This is a genomic window from Peribacillus sp. S4 (assembly GCF_046715815.1).
Taxonomy (GTDB): Bacteria; Bacillota; Bacilli; order Bacillales; family DSM-1321; genus Peribacillus; species Peribacillus frigoritolerans.
This window is the reverse complement of record NZ_CP175708.1, coordinates 744,024-761,634: the sequence shown is the minus strand read 5'-3', so window position 1 is coordinate 761,634 and position 17,611 is coordinate 744,024. Positions and strand designations below refer to the sequence as shown.

Below are 17,611 nucleotides of genomic sequence, written 5' to 3'. Positions count from 1 at the left end.
AGAGCATCGGTTTTTCGATGCTCTTTTGTTTTCTGGACTATTATCATGTGGAATTCAGATTGTTACTTAATGACCCGTTTTGCCCCTATATATTTTTCTTTCCAATATTCATCACTCATTTTGACCACTTTAACCCCTTTGGTGGTGGTCCCGACAAATGTGCCATTTCCATAATAGATTCCTACAAAAGAGACCTGCCCTTTCTTACCTGTCGCATAGAAGACCAAATCGCCCGCTTTCAAATCTTTTTGCTTCACGGCCTTTCCGGTTTTATACTGGTCCGCACTCGTTCTTGGAATCTTCATTTCTGTGGCGGCATTTTTATATACATATTGGGTAAGACCGCTAGCATCAAACCCTTTAGGGGTCGTCCCCCCATATTTATATTTGCTTCCCACCTGCTTCTTTGCCAAAGCGGCAACTTCATCACCATAATTGATAGAGGCTGAAGCATTAGCCGGACTGAATATGAATGCCGTCAATAATGCCCCTACTAAAACTATGGCTGCAAACCATTTTGAAACTGGTAAACGATAACTCATCCTTTTTCCTCCCCAAACTGAAAATGAACCACAATTTTAAATGTATGTTACATTACGGTTTTTAGACCAAATCATTTTCGGCGATCGTCATCCCTGCAAAAAAAATAACCAGATAACGCCGTTGTCTAGCTAATACGGGGCTATCTGGTATACTCTACTTTTCAGTAACTGAAAGAATAGTGTCCATTACTTAGGTTCCTTGTATTGTCGTGCATTTTCACTGTCACTTAAACCTTTAGTTGTATGATCGACCACACCGCCGACCCCAAAGAATGTAAGCGCTATGAAGTTAATGATGCCTAAAGCGCCGTTCAATGCATCATCAGTAATGGTAAAGCCTATAGGAGTAATGAAATTGTTTATGAACGCGGCAACCATCTGCGCCAATATTAAAAGCCCAGGAAGGAGTACAGTGAATATAAACGTAGGGTTCTTAAGACGCACTTTCCAGTTGATCATTGCTTTTCCCCCTCTCTATCCTATTAAGTCCGCTTCATGGAAGATTGTCGCGGACCTGCTATATTTTATGCGGCTTGTCCTTCTTACGTTCGGAAATTCCATTCATAATCTATCACGCTAGTTTCCCATAAACATAAAAAAAGCCCATCAGAGGATGGACCTTCAAAGTAGTTCTTAAAAACACTAGAGAGCGCCACACTTTAACAAGTAAGTAACAGCTTCCTCAGGCTCTATATATTCCTTAGCGTGCCCGTGATCGAACGTTCTTAAAACCTGAATATATTAAATGCTAGATTTTTCACACTCCATTTTTTCCTGCAAAAACACTCCGATCCGTTCAGCAGCTTCAGTCAATCTCTCGGCCGGCTGGACCAAGGCCATCCGGACATACCCTTCACCCTGCTTCCCAAAAGCATCGCCTGGAACGACCGTTACCCCTGCTTTTTCAATCAATGCATAGGCAAAATCCCGTGATTTCCAGCCAGCAGGAATTTGGGCCCAAATAAACATCGTAGCTGCTGTTTTCGGTACATGCCATCCCCCTTCCGCAAGACCTGAAATCAAGGCATCACGTCGGGACTGGTATTCCTTAACCTGTTCGGATAGCAGCGAAAGATTGGAAGTTAGCGCCATTTCGGCAGCTTTTTGAATAGGATAAAAAACCCCATAATCGATGTGTGATTTCAGCGTTCCCAGGATGTTCAGCGCCTCTTGATTGCCCACTGCATACCCAATGCGACAGCCGGCCATATTAAAAGTTTTGGAAAGTGAGTTAAATTCAATCCCCACTTCCTTTGCACCAGGAATGGACATAAAACTAATTTGCGGATGATCATCAAAAATCAATTCCGAATAAGCAAAATCGTGAACCACCATTATTTCATTCTTTTTCGCAAACGATATAACGTCCGAAAAGAAAGTCTCATCAGCAAGGGCCGTGACAGGATTTCCTGGATAACTGATGATCATCATTTTCGTCTTTTTCAGTATTTCATCCGGAATTTCGTTGAGCTGCGGCAGGAATCCATTTTCGGCAGTAAGCGGCATCGGATGAATGATTCCGCCGGCAAGTTCCACACTCGCTTCATAAATTGGATATCCCGGATCTGGCACCAGTACATAATCTCCAGGGTTTATCATCGCCGTTGCCAAGTGTGCAAGGCCATCCTGTGACCCCATCAGTTGGAGGACTTCCCTTTCTGCATCCAGCTCCACTCCATAACGCATCCGATAAAAATACCGGACTGCCTCATTGAATTCAGGCGTACCTTTTAACGTATACCCGTAAGAATTGAGATCCTGCGCATATTTCACAAGCGTATCCACTACAAAATCAGGCGGGGGTAAATCCGGACTTCCTACACTCAAATCGATAACATCCTGCCCCCGTTTCATTGCATCCTGCTTGCGGGCCGCCAACTCTGAAAATATTCCTGTTGTGAATCTTCCGACTTTTTCAGATGGAGTCATATTCATTCTGCCTTTCCCCTCCATTAATGATTTTCTATCTATCATTATAGCAATCTTTCACGAGTATTTTAAGACTTCATCAGTATCTGTTCGAGAGCCTCATCAAGATGATCGAATTTAAATGCATACCCCGCCTTTTCCAATCTCTCAGGTATGACCCACCGTCTTTTTAATATCAATTCCGTTTCGGTCCCCATTTCAAGAATGGGAGTTGGACAGGGAAGTCCAATCCGAATATTCATGAGCTTTCTCAAATGAGCCATCAATTCACGATTTGTAACTGGATGCAGCGATGAACAGTTGAACACCCCGCTCAGCTCCTGATTCTTTCTTAGAAAATGGACAATCTTCTATATGTATCCAACTGAATTTCTGATTTCCTGATCCTTTATGGCCTCCCAGTCCGAATTTAACCAAATTCCTATATGGGGTCATCACTCCCCCATCTCGCATATAACCAACCACTTTCGTTTATGAGTTAATAGTATGAATAATAACGAGCGCATTCTATGTGAAGTAATTCACATAAATCACACCATGTTATTACATTAAATGGTAGCAACTCCTGCCGCTGTGCAATAATTGGTGAACTTGTCCAAGCAAAAGGGAAAATTACACATAAATTAGTAATGTGGAAATTTATAAAACAAAGGGGATGATTTCAGTGTCAAACAAAAAGCTAAGAAGAGCTGTTAATTCTGGAACTGGTAATTCCGGAACTGGCAATAGCAGCCTTAGGTCTGCCTTGAGAAAAGTCTTACAAAATTTATTAAACAATAATAGAGGTACTTCAATTAAGGAACCTACTTCCATCAAGCAACCCACTTCTGTCAAAGAATTTGAAAATTAGAAGGTTGCTTTTTTGAGATTAACATGGAATCCCTTTGGACTGATCTAAAGGGATTCCGTGTTATGTATTTACATGTACCAGCTATATATGTCTAGTGAATAACTGTTATATCTAATAGAGATAAAGGAGAAGTTATGATGTATTTTTTTCGAGACTGGAAACCTAAAAAGGATATAAAGAAATTAACGGATATCACCGTAAAAAATTTTCGGGTTTCTTCCGATAAAGTGAATGAAATTCTGCAAAAGTCACACAAGGTACTTGTGATTTGTAATGATAAAGGTAAAGTAGTGGGTTTCATTTGTTATAATCTTTATTTATATAAAGTGGCTCATATTAATTATGTAGTCATTGACAAAAAATATAGAGGAAAGGGAATTCTGCAAGCCCTTTTACCCGAATTGGTAGAATATGTGGGAAATAAAGGAATCCTTGTAGTGTCCGGTTTCGTGAACAAAAATAACCATGAAGCATTGCAAAAGTTTAGAGCCCTTGGTTTTAAACCGATTTTTATTTATCATGATGACATTCTAATTCAATCACTGATTTAAGAAGGTTCTCTTGAAGCTTATAGCGTAAATAAGAAGAAAGATCGATCAAAATACATTCTGTTTCACCCCCTATTAACTGGAATTTAATTCCTGATACCAATGCAAATAAGCGGGAATAGGATTATAGGGATATATGAATTCCCTGTTCCTCCATGCAATGAATAACTAGGGAAGGAAAGCCTGTAAATTCTACACGGATTCATAGGCATTTTCCCTGCAGTCTCTTCAACCTTACTTATAATCTTACTCCACTCTCCGATGCTTCTTTTTTCTGCAACATTTCATATATTCAAGGCAACTCTATTAAAAAAACAGTATGCAACGTTTGTCATTCCTAGGCTTGATCGTAGAGTTCCCATTAAAAAGGTCAACCAGTAAACACTAGTGAACCTATCATATGTTTATCTTTTTGAATAAAACTGGAGCGGTACTATATTGGAAGGAATCGCAATAATTCATTACCCTGTCATAACATTTTTCTATATTTTCAAAATAAACCCATTCCTGTATAGTGAGTGTATACCTTCTAAAAGGGGAGATATAATGAAATCGATAGAACTAATCATCTTAAATCTGGAAGAGGTTAGAAGAAGAAACATTAAACTATGGACTTCAATACCTAAAGGCACACTCCATTGGAAACCGGACGACAAGGCAATGAGCTGTTTAGAAATGGTTAGACATGTCCTTGATAGTGAGCATTATTATCATTTATCCATTAAAAATCAAGGCAGCTTACCAGTTTATGAATCACCATATGAAAAACAGCCGCTTATCTCCGTGGAAGCGGAATTAAACTTTGCTGAACCATACAGGCGTGATTTTTTGGAAACAATCATGTCCTTCAGCGAAGACGACTTATCCACTATTAAAATTGATCGCTCTGATGTTGGATATATCAGGGATTTAGGAGACATGTTGCTAAGAATCGCTTATCATGAGTCTGTACATACTGGTCAATTATTGGACTATTTAAGAACTGCTGGAGTCCCTAGAATAAGCGTTTGGGATTAATCAAATCATTTTCAAAGGTGTTTCATCATCCTGAAGCACCACACTGTAGGCAACTCGATGAAAATCGTGTTTGTCTGCAGTTTTTTTTGCTTGTACGGATTTGGACGTTGATTTCCGCTTCAGGCACTCGCTTTCCGCGGGCGGTCGGGGAGCCTCCTCGGCTTAAGCCTGCGGGGTCTCCCCCAGACACGCTTTACCCGCAGATTCTCGTACCTTTCGCACCAAGCAACTTTGTATTAGCATTTAGTTAGAAACCATACCCGGGAGTTGTAGGTTGGTTTGAGAACATCATTTGATCAAAGATATGTTTTCCGCCTACAAGCTGCGGGGACCGGTCTGCATGGACTGCAGTTTTTTTTGCTGGTACGATTTGGACGTTGATTTCCGCTTCAGGCACTCGCTTTCCGCGGGCAGTCGGGGAGCCTCCTCGGCTTAAGCCTGCGGGGTCTCCCCTAGACACGCTTTTCCCGCAGGAGTCTCGTACCTTCCGCACCAATCAACTTTGTATTAGCATTTAGTTAGAACCCATACCCGGGAGTTGAGGGTTGATTTGATGAAAGATTTGTTTTCCGCCTACAAGCTGCGGGGACCGGTCTGCATGGACTGCAGTTTTTATTGCTTGTACGATTTGGATGTTGATTTCCGCTTCAGGCACTCTTTATTGTTTTAAATGGAAGTATTTAAACTTGTGGTGATGAGGATGCTTGCTAAGCATGATTCTAGAGATCAACTTGATATGTTTACTTTAAATCAACTGTTGCCGCAGATGCAGCTTATAAATCCCCTGATGCTCCACCATGATCAAACAATCCAATTATCTTCAAGAAAATGTTTCATGCAAGAAAATTGTGGAAAAGTAATGATAGAGGAGGGATAAGAAATGTTATCAAAAAAACCGGCGGCCAAAATGGTCAGCGCCTTTATTCTGACCGGTTCTCTTTTAGGGGCAGGTGCATCGTTTTCAACAGAACCTGTTGAGGCTGCATCCACAATGGATTCCGCTTCTGCCATAGCTAAGGATCACGCTCTTACCACCTTACATGAAATCTACAACAAAGCTTTTTCAGGAGAAATGCCTTATACAGCCATGGGTTTGAAAATTAATGAAAACACCCAAAAAGAAGTATATGAGACATTTGGTTCTCCCCCAGAACCAGGTAACACAGATGAAACTTTCGACTATTACCATGCAGAAATGGGGCATCCAGGTTTTGCATTTGCCTATAACGCTGACAAGACCATCTCACAAATCCGATATTTCGGGACAAATGTGGAACGGGACCATAATCTAGGAAGCATCACACCTAAAGTATTAGGAAATCAACTCGGCAGTGCTGACGAAATTCGCCATATTTCCAGTACGAATGAAATCAACTACATTTACAAGACAGGGAATTATGAACTGCAATTCATTGTCGGTGAAAATCAAACTGTAGATCATATCAATCTACTCGAAGCTAAATAATATGTACGATAAAATAGGTGTCGCAGGCTGTAGAGAAAGAAAATTTTCTCTACAGCCTTTTTTTGCTTACCCCCTTCCCCTTCAACTTCCAACCGCTGTCACTGCACCAAAGCATATAATTGAAGCAATCATTTCATTCATTTACATAAACCATACTCACTCCAAACGGATTCTTAATATTTTTACAATAAAATTAGCTTGTTCAATATTATTTCAATATATGGAGGGTGTCAGTAAAATGATTAATAAGTTCAGGACTTTCACAGTATCGGTTCTAAGCCTGGCCATCCTTTTTCAGGGTCTTCCGGCGATTTCAGCAAAAGATGCAGAAGACAATCAGACAAATCCAGGAGGCAGATGGATGAAGGGGGAATATCATGCCCATACCACTCAGTCCGATGATGCCGAGGGATCACAGAGCCTTGAAAGCTTGCTGAATAACGCATTTGATAATTATGGCATGGATTGGATGGGAATTTCCGATCACTTGAGGATGTCTTCAAGGGATGATGAAGGTAATTTGATTCCAGGAGGGCCGATACCGTTGTCTCAGGGAATCTTTCAATATCAAGCCCCAAAAATAAAACAACTGCAAAAAGAGGGCAAATTTAAAAATAAAGTCATCTTTTCAGGCTTCGAATGGGACATGCCCACATACGAGCATGTCGGCATAGGCATTTTGGGAGATCAGCCGGGCTCGCCTAAAAGTCTGAAAGCTGGCAATCAGTTCGAATATCTGTTCACCAACCAGGATGAAAAGATGTTTGATCCTAAGGATGTAGTCATTTGGAAGTCACAGGATCAAAGAGCCAATAAAACATCCGAGGATGCCCGAACGGCATTGGCATGGCTCGAAAAAAATTATAAGAATACAAGTTATGCCATATTGAACCATCCATCAAGAAAGAGGGTGTACAGCATATCTGATTTTCGCGACTTCAACAATATCGCCCCGGATGTCATGTTCGGATTTGAAGGTATGCCAGGTAACCAGTTGGAGCCGGATAGAGGCGGTTTAAATCTGACAACACCGGAAAACCGGACCTATGGCGGTTCCGATTACATGCTTGCTAAGGTAGGAGGTGCATGGGATGCGCTACTTGGGGAAGGTCGTAAGTTCTGGAATTTTTCCAATTCGGACTCCCATTTTGAAATCAGTGAAAACCGCCTATACTCAAGCGGTTACTGGCCAGGAGAATATTCCAAGAATTATACATGGGTAAATGACTCATCAATAAAATCTGTCCTTGATGGCATGCGATCCGGAAAATCCTTCTCCGTTTTTGGTGATTTGATCGATGCCCTTGAATTCCAAGCTAAAAACGGAAACAATACGGTGGATATGGGCGGGGACCTTAAAGTGAAGGAAGGACAGATGGTCAAGATCACCGTCCGATTTAAGAGCCCCGAAAAGAACAATAACGGGGACCCCGTCAAGGTAGATCACGTGGATCTGATTTCCGGTGAAGTAACCGGGAAAGCAGAGCCTGGAACACCTGCTTACAATAAAGCCACCAATGATACGACAAAAGTGGTTAAACGCTTTACAAGTAAAGACTGGAAAACCGATCGCGATGGTTTTCATGCCATCACTTACAAAGTCAAAGCCGATAAGGATCAATATTTCCGTTTGCGCGGCACGAACCTAGGGGAAAATGTCTCTGGAGAAACGATGGACGGTGAACCGCTGATCGATAAAAAGACTGAAATCGAGGATAACGAAACGCGTTTTTCAGAAATAAACAATCGTAACTATAAAGACCTTTGGTTTTATTCAAACCCTATATTCGTCAGCGTAGAGGATAAATAATCATGGTAAACACTAAGTTAAAAAGAATACTGCAATAGTTCTGGCCGGCCCCAAAAACGCCCTTTTCCACTTTGCTAATAATTGACGTGGATGGGGCTTTTTTTCACCTTGATTCTTAATGATCACTTCCCTTTCTTTAAAATCCTTTCTCGGATAACGAATACACCTTTCTTTTAGTATTATTTTACCTCAATGCGTGAAAATCCGTATAATTCACCAAGTTTCATTAACACTAATGGTGTAAGTTATTTTCATTGACTTTTTTCCTTTTCTTGTATAGTATCACAGAGTATCAATCCCTATCAGATTACTAGGAGGTTTACCCAAATGAAAAAGATGGTTGCACTTTTATCGCTATTGTTAGCTTTCACGGTTGTACTTACCGCTTGTGGTACCAATACCAAAAATGAGGCAAACGATACCGACAATAAATCTTCATCACAAGAAAGTCTATATGATAAAGTCAAAAAAGATGGCGTATTAACTGTTGGAACAGAAGGTACATACCCACCTTTCACATTCCACGATGATTCAGATAAACTAACGGGGTTTGATGTTGAAATTGCCAAAGAAGTGGCAAAACGCCTTGGAGTGAAAGCTGAATTCAAGGAAACACAATGGGACGGCATGTTCGCAGGCTTGGATGCTAAACGTTTTGATATGATCGCAAACCAAGTGGGCATCGATGAAGACCGTCAAAAGAAATATGATTTCTCTGACCCATATATTCAATCAGGGGCCGTATTGCTTGTACACAAAGATAATTCGGATATTAAATCCTTCGATGATTTGAAAGGCAAGACCTCTGCACAATCTTTAACGAGTAATTACAATGATCTAGCCAAATCTCATGGTGCTGAAGTTACAGGAATTGAAGGATTTTCTCAATCCGTACAGCTTATTGGTTCTAAACGTGTAGATGCGACGATCAATGACAAATTATCGTACCTTGATTATAAAAAGCAACACCCGGATGCACCTATCAAAGTGGCTGATGAGGAAGAAACCGGAGTTGCCAGTGGTTTAATGTTCAGAAAAGACAGCGGCAAATTAGTGGAAGAAGTAAACAAAGCACTTAAAGCAATGAAAGACGACGGCACGTACGCGAAAATCTCGGATAAATGGTTTGGTGAAGATGTTTCTCCTAAGTAATATTTTCACCGACCCCGAGCGTATGAACCAGCTTGTTTCCATCGCTCAAACCTCCCTCTATCCAATGATAGAGGGAGCTATTCAATATACGATTCCACTAACACTAATTTCATTTGTTCTCGGCCTTATTCTTGCTGTACTCACAGCATTGGCTAGATTATCTTCCATGAGGATTCTTCAAATAATTGCGCGAGTATATGTGTCGATCATCCGCGGGACACCATTACTTGTGCAATTATTTATCATTTTCTATGGACTTCCAAATTTAGGTGTAACCATCGATCCTTTCATATCGGCTATTATCGGATTCTCACTAAGTGTTGGAGCATACGCTTCGGAAATTATAAGAGCGGCCATTTTATCGATACCAAAAGGGCAATGGGAAGCAGGCTATTCGATCGGGATGTCATATACCCAAGCGTTAAAGCGGATCATTTTGCCGCAGGCATCACGGGTATCCATTCCCCCATTATCCAATACGTTCATTAGCCTTTTGAAAGATACATCGCTTGCATCACTCATTCTTGTAACGGAATTATTCCGTAAAGCCCAGGAAATCGCTGCAAAAAACTATGAATTTTTACTACTTTACATGGAAGCAGCTGCTTTATATTGGATTTTGTGCACCATTCTATCTTTCATTCAAGGAAGTTTAGAGGAGAGACTTAATCGTTATGTAGCAAAATAAGAACCGCAGTAGTTAAAGGGGATTTTAAAATGATCAACATTAAGAATCTTCATAAATCATTTGGTGACCTTAAAGTATTAAAGGGCATCGATTTGGAAGTGGAGCAAGGTAAAGTCATTGTATTGATCGGTCCTTCCGGTTCAGGTAAAACAACCTTTCTTCGGTGTTTGAATCTCCTTGAGGTGCCCACGGACGGGACGATTGAAATCGATGAAACGGTAATGGACTTCAAAAAACCGGTTAGAAAAAATTCGATTACTTCTTTTCGCAGTTTGACAGGGATGGTTTTCCAAAGCTATAACCTCTTCCCTCACAAAACAGCATTGGAAAATGTAATGGAAGGCCCCATCATTGTAAAAAACATAGCCAAACATCAAGCGAAAGAAACGGCGGCTGCCCTGCTTACAAAAGTGGGCTTAGGGGAAAAAATCGATTTTTATCCATTTCAATTGTCCGGCGGACAGCAGCAACGGGTCGGAATTGCAAGGGCCCTGGCCATGGAGCCTAAGGTGATGCTATTCGATGAGCCCACATCCGCTTTGGATCCCGAACTAGTGGGGGACGTCCTGCAGGTCATGAAAGACTTGGCGAAAGATGAAGGCATGACAATGATCGTGGTAACCCATGAAATGCGTTTCGCCCGCGAAGTCGCCGATGAAGTCATTTTCATGGATGAAGGAAAAATAATGGAGCGGGGAACACCAGAGCAGATTTTCACGAACCCTAAAGAAGCGCGCACACGAAAATTCCTCAATATGATTCAATAAAAAAACGGTGCTATTCAGGCACCGCTCGCAACTGCCCCCCCATTTTTAGAAATGGGGGGTTTTGCCCATCATTATATCAATGAGATGCTTGGACCTGTTTAGTCTGTGTCCGTGCATGGTATAACTGAAAAAGAATCAAAGCAAAAACGGAAAGGATGGCACCCGATATAAATGGTAAATCAATCGAAATCGAATATAACCAACCGCCAATCGGAGGACCGGCAATCCTGCCGAACGAGTCGAAGGAAGATAGCAATCCCGTGACACTGCCATGGCCCGACATGGAACTTTTGGTAAGCAGTGCCGAAATGGCAGGCCGAATGAACCCATTACCCACTCCGAAAATCGTCAGGAAGACCGCCGATGTCCAGAACCCGGAAGAAAACAAGATGAGAATGAAACCGACTCCCGAGACGATGATTCCCATTCGAATGACCGCGCCTTCCCCATATTCCTTTGTCATCCTGCCCACTAATCCACCTTGAACGATCGCACTCCCAAACCCCATGATCATAAAGATATAGCCTAATTGCACAAGACTTATATCAGCCTTTTTGGCTGCAAAATAGGCGAAAGTCGTTTCTAGTCCTGCCATTGAAAGGGTGACGATCATTTGCAAAAAGAACATGGTTTTAAGAGGCCCTCTAAAGGCTTTCCACATGGACTCTTTATTTTTTGACTGTTGGGCCCTCTTCTCTACTGTATGTGATTCCTTCAGTATTGCAATCACTAAGAATAAAGTAATCAAAGAGGATATTCCAGCAATGTAAAACGGCAAGTTCAAACTTGATTTGGAGAATACCCCGCCAATCGCCGGTCCAAAGATGAATCCAAGCCCTGTGGCGGCCCCGATGATTCCCATCCCTTTTCCCCGATCTTCCGGCGTCGTGATGTCAGCCACATAAGCCATTGCGGTTGGCATGTTTGCCGATGACAAAATCCCGCCAATGATTCTGGCTGCAAATAATACCCATAAGGAATCTGCCGAAGCCTGGATGAAAAACGAAAGGGCCAGTCCAGCAATCCCGATAATCATGACAGGCTTACGCCCTATCCGGTCAGATATACGTCCCCATATCGGGGCAAAAAATAATTGCATCAGTGAATAAACAGCCATTAAAAGGCCTAGCTCTGTAGGACTGCCACCAACCTTTTCAGCAAGGAACGGAATGACGGGAATGATGATCCCAAATCCGACCATGACTAAAAACATCACTAAAAAAAGTACGGGTAACACCTTTTTTGTTTCCATTATATTTTTCTCCTTTTATTCTTCCACATTCGCTACGTACATTGGAACGAATTCCGAAAATCCCATTACTTAGCATAATCTTCCTAGCAATTCTTTAAACAGTTTATCATACAACCTTTACCAAATCAGTATGAAGCACGACCTTCTTTCGGAAACTCCCTTAAATAAATAAGAACCAGGCATAAATATCCTCAACTCTTTAGGCATTTCTCATGTAATGGCACTTCGTTATTTTCACTGTGTTTCGTGAAATCAATGGCATGAGTTCGTTAGAAATCTTTTCCTCCCCTTATTTTTTCTTAAGAGGTACTCTATACTGTAGGGTATGATTGATGTTTGGGAGGTAGAAGAATGTCTAATGATCAGTGGATTTTAATTATTGACGATGAAGAAGATTTGGCACGTCTCATGGAGACAGTTTTACATAAAGAAGGTATCCCCAATATTATTACGGCGGGGACGATTGCGGATGGGTGGGCAAAGTTTCAAAAGTTCGATCCATCACTAGTCTTGCTGGATATCATGCTGCCAGATGGTGAAGGCTATGATTTATGCAAGCAAATTCGTGAAGTGTCGAATGTGCCCATTTTATTTTTGTCGGCAAAGGATGAGGAAATTGATAAGCTTTTAGGGTTGGCGATTGGAGGGGATGATTATATTACCAAACCATTCAGTCCGAAAGAAGTTGCCTATCGAGTAAAGGCGCAGCTTAGGCGGGCGGGCTATACAGAGGAAAAAACCTCACCGAAAAGATTGCAAATTGGTCCATTTGAGCTTAGTTCAAATGAAAATGAAGTGAAAAAGGATGGCAAAACCCTTGAGCTCACAGCTAAAGAAATCGGTCTGATGAGCTGTTTTATGCATCATCCGAATCAGATCTTGAGCAAGGAAACTTTGTTTGAACATGTGTGGGGCGATGATTTCTTTGGCTCTGATAATACAGTGATGGTCCATATTCGCCGTTTACGCGAAAAAATCGAAGCAGATCCTTCAAAGCCATCTTTTCTAATAACCGTTAAAGGGCTTGGTTATAAATTACAGACCAAGGGTGAAACAAGATGAAGTGGAAATTGACACGGCGCTTTTTAGGATCCGTTGTGACAATTGTTGTAATCGTAGGAATCGTAAATACAATTTTACTTTTATGCTTACTCTTTGTTCATTTCGACACGGAAGAGGAATCTGCGGAAAACTTTAGCCGATCTTTTTCACAATATGTAGAACTAATAGATGACAAACCAATGGTAAATGAAGAAGGGCTGGAAAAACTGCGGAGCACGAACGCCTGGATACAATTTTTGAATAATAAGGGTGAACAAGTTGCAGCCTATTACACACCTCAAAAATTGCAAACCGTATATTCTCCAATTGAAATCGTCCAAATGTATAAGTATAAAGAAATTGATGCAGAGACGACTGTTTTTGCCGGCGAAGCTCATGATTTCAGCTATTTTGTAGGGGTTAAAGATCGAGGAATAGGCCGATATGTACTGTCCTATAATTATGTTCACATTTTAAAGTACTTCAACATCATACTTTTACTGTTTTTAACGGTGGATATCATTATTGCCCTAGTCATTGGACTATTATTTGGTAAAAGATTAACGACACCACTTAACACTTTAATAGAGGGAATTCAGCAGCTTCGTGAAAGACGTTTTAAAAAGATGAGTATACCAAAAGGCGTCTATGAAGATGTATTTCACAATATGAATGAACTATCGGTAAAGTTAGATCAGTATGAAAAAGAACGTGATCAACTCGACCAAATGCGTGAGGAATGGATTAGCAATGTTTCTCATGACATGAAGACACCACTTGCATCCATCCATGGTTATACAGAATTGATGAAAGACAATGCCACTGAATTAACACCACAAGAATTGTATGAGTTTACATCCATTATTAATAGACAGTCCGTATATATGAAAAATCTGTTGGATGATCTCAATTTAACGATGCGTTTACGCAACCAACGACTTCCCTTGCAATTTGAAGATGTTGATATCGTTGGGTTTATAAGAGAAATGACGATAGAGCTCTTAAATGATTCACAATTTGGTGATCGACAGGTCGAATTTGAGGCAAATGTGGATAAAGCAATGCATAAAGTCGATAAAAATTTACTGAAACGGGCAATTTTTAACTTTATCTACAATGCGCTCGTACATAATGATGAAAATGTCGTCGTGAAAATACAAATTGATGATATTCATCTACAATCAGAACATCATACCCAGATTACCATTGCCGATAATGGCCGCGGTATTCCCTCCAAAGATTTGGATCAGGTTTTTGAACGCTACTATCGAGGTACGAATACTGCCAGTAAACATGGGACCGGCTTAGGAATGGCCATTGCAAGGGACATTATCCTGGCTCATAAAGGTAAACTGGATTTGACTAGCATTGAAAATAAGGGAACAACCATCACGATACTTATATAACTTATTTTTCCTACAGAGAAAGGGCTGTCCATAACAGACAGCCCTTCTTTCCTATTTATTTTGGTTGTGCCTTTTTTGGAATATCTTCAATTTTCACTTCATCATATGACGAAACTTCATCACCATTTTTCACGTACATCTTTAAGTAAGCATCTTTTCGAAGATTTTTTTGTGCCGTGAATTCAAGCGGTATCGTTTTACCATCTGCATTTTTGGCGTCAAGTTTATAAGAATAGGAAGTCATCACTGTACCATCATCCAGTTTGGTTTCATGCTGCACCCCATCCTCTGTAATTTGCAAATAATAATTATCGGTATTCATGCGATTAAAGTCAATTTTAGTAAGCGCGAATACTCCTGTCGCTCCAAGTATGAACAATATGCCAACTACCATAAAAAATTTCTTCATTTAGATCATCCTTCTGTTTTATTATTTTGTGTGATAATACGATTATAAGAAGCTACCGTTAAGATATAATACAGACCGTAAATAATCGTATAAGCGATCATCCAGATTAATACAGGTTTTGCCAGATTCATCATCAATAACCTCGAGAAGGCTTTTAACGCAACCGCACTGTGCAATAGCCCGACTGCCAGCGGGACGAAAAAGATTACAAACACTTGGGATGCAATGGATTTCCGCATTTCTTTTGCGTTAACGCCCATTTTATGAAGCATATTGTATTGTGATTTATCTTCCTCAGCTTCCGTTAGAACTTTAAAGTAAATGATACTGCCTGTTGCCGCTAAAAAAACCAGACCAAGAAAACTGCCGATAAAGAGCAATGACCCTACACTTTCAATGCTTGCTTGAAAATCTTGAGGCGCACTGGAAAATAGAGCTTCTTCAGGTATTTGTTTTGATATTTTTTCAGATAAATCCACGGAGGCTTGATCAACACCGATAGCACGATAGTTCAGGGCTTCCCCTTCTTTTTGCAATGATTTAAATTGATCATTCGATACAACCAATGCAATGCCTGCTGTTTTGGCATTTAAAACCGTTTGTGTTTTAAAGCTTTGGAATGTTATCGCCGTGTTGTCTTCTGTCCTTATCGTCTTGTCCTTGTATTCAGGTGAGAATCTTTTGTCATATCCAATATCTAAAATGACTGCTTTGCCATGATTCACATGCAATGCTTCCTTACCTTGTACATCTGCCAATTTGTTATATGTTCTTTCATCGATTACCGTGTAAATCCTTTTATCCGAGTTATCGAATGCTGATTCCTCGCTAAGTTCTTTCGTATTAAATGTGATAGATAGTGCTTCAACATTTTCATCATACTTTGTATCTGGCAATATGGCGGTGACTTGATGATCGCTTTTTACATCCGTTTGCTGATACATGAAGGTATTCGGATCAACGGTCATAACTTGGTCATTCGCGTTGTAATAAAGACCATAGACCGCACCTCCAGCCGTTACCGTTGTAGCACTTAACACCGCAATTACGGTCAATGTCCTTGCATTCCCCCGAATGCGATAAAGCAATTGCGAGACCGTCATCAGATGCAGGCCTTTCCATAGCCATTTTTCATTTTTCTTGATCACGGCTAACACAAAGCCTGTCACGCTATGAAACAATAAAAATGTACCGGCAATAACAGTTGTCAAAATAATGAGTGCCGTCATCAAAAATCCAATCTTTTCCCACACTTTAGAAGTAAAAAGATCTTGCATCGCCAACCAATATCCGATGACCATCAGGAAAATTCCCAGAAAGGCTACAATCATAGATGGCTTCGGAGCCGCTTCCCCCTTTTTCGATGCATGGAAAAGATCAATTAGTTTAAATTGGTATATTAAACGATAGCCCTGGAATGATGTCACCAAGAAAATAATAAGAAATACGATAGAGGTGTTCAAAGCTGCAGATCCTGAAAATGTAAAAGGTGCGATGACATCATAGCCCATTAAATAGATCAAGATCGTCATGAACCCTTTTGAACATAGAAATCCAAGTAAAATCCCTACAACTAATGAAACCAAGCCTAGCAATAGATTTTCAAAGAAGAGCATAAAGCCAATCTGGCGATTACGTACGCCAAGCAATGCATATAATGCCACTTCTTTTTTTCGCTTTTTCATGAAAAATGAATTGGAATAGGCAATAAAAATGGCAACGAAAAAAATCAGGATGACGGCCGCACCACTCATTAATGAACCTAATTTCTGTGATGAAGCCGTTTGTTCTGCAACTGCATCACTATACTTCAATGTTACAAATGTGAAGTAGATGATAATGCTAAATACCATGGATGCGATATATAAAAAATATTGGGAAAGGTTCCGGGCAATATTTTTTCTCGCCAGACTAAATAACGTCATCTACCTCACCTCCAATTGTTGCAAGGACATCCATGATTTCTTGGAAGAAAGCTTTACGTGATTGGCCACGACGATAAATTTCTGTTGAAAGTGTACCATCCTTGATGAAAATGATCCGCCGGCAGAAGCTTGCGGCATATGCATCATGTGTCACCATCATGATGGTGGAATTATTATTTTCATTTAGTTCACTTAAGCTTTCCAGCAGACCTGTTGCAGATTTTGAATCAAGTGCACCTGTTGGCTCATCTGCCAGGATCAATGCCGGCTCTGTCACAAGCGCTCTGGCTGCAGCTGTTCTTTGCTTTTGCCCACCGGAGATTTGGTATGGATATTTAGCTAATAAATCTTCAATCCCAAATACTTTAGCAATACGATTCACCAATGCAGTAATTTCTTTCGCTGGAATTTTCGCAATCGCCAGTGGCAATAATATATTTTCCTTCACAGTCAATGAGTCTAGCAAATTGTAGTCTTGGAAGATGAAACCCAGATTTTCACGTCTGAAATCCGTTAATTCCGCCCCTTTCATATCGTGAATGCTCGTATCATTCATATAAATTTTCCCCTCAGTCGGCGAGTCGATAGTTGCCAACATATTGAGCAAAGTCGATTTCCCCGCTCCAGAAGGTCCCATGATTCCTACAAACTCCCCTGCATGAATGTCAAAAGATATATTTTCCAACGCCGTATAGGCAGCGCTTGATTTACCATATGTTTTTTTTATATTTTCCACTTTTAATAATGGTTCCATTTGTTTCACCTCTTCAGTATGGTTGATACATTTATCTTACATGCTCATTCTTACAG

Annotated in this window: 18 protein-coding genes and 1 pseudogene; 10 read left to right on the top strand and 9 right to left on the bottom strand. The window is 40.6% G+C overall.

All coding sequences use genetic code 11. The features are described 5' to 3' along the window. Positions 1-62 precede the first annotated feature (62 nt). The 4 genes and pseudogenes from ACJ9PY_RS03590 to ACJ9PY_RS03575 form a co-directional block, all read right to left on the bottom strand. A complete protein-coding gene (locus ACJ9PY_RS03590) occupies positions 63-542 on the bottom strand; it encodes a C40 family peptidase (RefSeq protein ID WP_034305456.1) in 480 nt (159 codons plus the stop codon). A 186-nt stretch (positions 543-728) separates the two neighbouring features. Then, a complete protein-coding gene (locus tag ACJ9PY_RS03585) occupies positions 729-1,001 on the bottom strand; it encodes a phage holin (protein ID WP_063577356.1) in 273 nt (90 codons plus the stop codon). Positions 1,002-1,283: 282 nt separating this feature from the next. After that, positions 1,284-2,477: an LL-diaminopimelate aminotransferase gene (locus ACJ9PY_RS03580; protein WP_411739501.1), complete on the bottom strand. Its 1,194-nt coding sequence runs from the start codon at positions 2,475-2,477 to the stop codon at positions 1,284-1,286. A gap of 62 nt (positions 2,478-2,539) precedes the next feature. Next, positions 2,540-2,918, bottom strand: a pseudogene (locus ACJ9PY_RS03575) (DUF1731 domain-containing protein); the annotation flags it as partial. Positions 2,919-3,135: 217 nt separating this feature from the next. Between ACJ9PY_RS03575 and ACJ9PY_RS03570 the strand changes: the two are divergent. The 3 genes from ACJ9PY_RS03570 (at position 3,136) to ACJ9PY_RS03560 (ending at position 4,886) form a co-directional block, all read left to right on the top strand. Further along, positions 3,136-3,321 carry a hypothetical protein gene (locus tag ACJ9PY_RS03570; protein ID WP_411739500.1) on the top strand — a complete coding sequence of 62 codons (186 nt, stop codon included), beginning with the start codon at positions 3,136-3,138 and terminating at the stop codon, positions 3,319-3,321. 134 nt (positions 3,322-3,455) lie between these two features. Beyond that, positions 3,456-3,872: an N-acetyltransferase family protein gene (locus ACJ9PY_RS03565; RefSeq protein WP_411739499.1), complete on the top strand. Its 417-nt coding sequence runs from the start codon at positions 3,456-3,458 to the stop codon at positions 3,870-3,872. 543 nt (positions 3,873-4,415) lie between these two features. After that, complete coding sequence (locus ACJ9PY_RS03560; protein ID WP_095679880.1) at positions 4,416-4,886, top strand: DinB family protein; 471 nt, start codon at positions 4,416-4,418, stop codon at positions 4,884-4,886. Positions 4,887-5,133: 247 nt separating this feature from the next. On the opposite strand, the gene ACJ9PY_RS03555 is transcribed toward ACJ9PY_RS03560, so the two are convergent. Then, positions 5,134-5,346, bottom strand: coding sequence for a hypothetical protein (locus tag ACJ9PY_RS03555; RefSeq protein ID WP_411739498.1), 213 nt, complete (start codon positions 5,344-5,346; stop codon positions 5,134-5,136). A 420-nt stretch (positions 5,347-5,766) separates the two neighbouring features. Here ACJ9PY_RS03555 and ACJ9PY_RS03550 point away from each other — a divergent pair, with 420 nt between their 5' ends. From ACJ9PY_RS03550 to ACJ9PY_RS03530, 5 genes are all read left to right on the top strand, one after another. After that, positions 5,767-6,351, top strand: coding sequence for a YjgB family protein (locus ACJ9PY_RS03550; RefSeq protein ID WP_268563741.1), 585 nt, complete (start codon positions 5,767-5,769; stop codon positions 6,349-6,351). 238 nt (positions 6,352-6,589) lie between these two features. Further along, a complete protein-coding gene (locus ACJ9PY_RS03545; RefSeq protein WP_411739497.1) occupies positions 6,590-8,161 on the top strand; it encodes an S-layer protein in 1,572 nt (523 codons plus the stop codon). 327 nt (positions 8,162-8,488) lie between these two features. Beyond that, a complete protein-coding gene (locus ACJ9PY_RS03540) occupies positions 8,489-9,313 on the top strand; it encodes an amino acid ABC transporter substrate-binding protein (protein WP_369316020.1) in 825 nt (274 codons plus the stop codon). Next, on the top strand, positions 9,297-10,001 hold the full coding sequence (locus tag ACJ9PY_RS03535; protein ID WP_411740230.1) for an amino acid ABC transporter permease: 705 nt from the start codon (positions 9,297-9,299) through the stop codon (positions 9,999-10,001). Before ACJ9PY_RS03540 ends, ACJ9PY_RS03535 begins: the two co-directional genes overlap by 17 nt. A 29-nt stretch (positions 10,002-10,030) precedes the next feature. Continuing rightward, positions 10,031-10,768 carry an amino acid ABC transporter ATP-binding protein gene (locus tag ACJ9PY_RS03530; RefSeq protein ID WP_411739496.1) on the top strand — a complete coding sequence of 246 codons (738 nt, stop codon included), beginning with the start codon at positions 10,031-10,033 and terminating at the stop codon, positions 10,766-10,768. A gap of 76 nt (positions 10,769-10,844) precedes the next feature. Here the strand turns inward: ACJ9PY_RS03530 and ACJ9PY_RS03525 are convergent, their stop codons facing one another. Further along, entirely contained in the window at positions 10,845-12,020 is a 1,176-nt protein-coding gene (locus ACJ9PY_RS03525; RefSeq protein WP_411739495.1) for an MFS transporter, read from the bottom strand. A 351-nt stretch (positions 12,021-12,371) separates the two neighbouring features. On the opposite strand from ACJ9PY_RS03525, the gene ACJ9PY_RS03520 reads away from it, so the two are divergent. Together ACJ9PY_RS03520 and ACJ9PY_RS03515 are read left to right on the top strand one after the other, a co-directional pair. Continuing rightward, positions 12,372-13,082 (top strand): response regulator transcription factor, encoded by a 711-nt coding sequence (locus tag ACJ9PY_RS03520; RefSeq protein ID WP_063577367.1) that lies wholly within the window; start codon positions 12,372-12,374, stop codon positions 13,080-13,082. Next, the gene (locus ACJ9PY_RS03515) at positions 13,079-14,467 is read left to right on the top strand and encodes a sensor histidine kinase (RefSeq protein WP_411739494.1); all 1,389 of its coding nucleotides are present in this window, start codon (positions 13,079-13,081) and stop codon (positions 14,465-14,467) included. Before ACJ9PY_RS03520 ends, ACJ9PY_RS03515 begins: the two co-directional genes overlap by 4 nt. A gap of 55 nt (positions 14,468-14,522) precedes the next feature. On the opposite strand, the gene ACJ9PY_RS03510 is transcribed toward ACJ9PY_RS03515, so the two are convergent. From ACJ9PY_RS03510 to ACJ9PY_RS03500, 3 genes are read right to left on the bottom strand one after another with little or no spacing between them, the layout of a single operon-like run. Then, positions 14,523-14,876 (bottom strand): YxeA family protein, encoded by a 354-nt coding sequence (locus tag ACJ9PY_RS03510; protein ID WP_411739493.1) that lies wholly within the window; start codon positions 14,874-14,876, stop codon positions 14,523-14,525. Between the two features lie 5 nt (positions 14,877-14,881). Continuing rightward, complete coding sequence (locus tag ACJ9PY_RS03505; protein ID WP_411739492.1) at positions 14,882-16,801, bottom strand: ABC transporter permease; 1,920 nt, start codon at positions 16,799-16,801, stop codon at positions 14,882-14,884. Continuing rightward, positions 16,788-17,555, bottom strand: coding sequence for an ABC transporter ATP-binding protein (locus tag ACJ9PY_RS03500; protein ID WP_034305495.1), 768 nt, complete (start codon positions 17,553-17,555; stop codon positions 16,788-16,790). Before ACJ9PY_RS03500 ends, ACJ9PY_RS03505 begins: the two co-directional genes overlap by 14 nt. Positions 17,556-17,611: the final 56 nt, after the last annotated feature.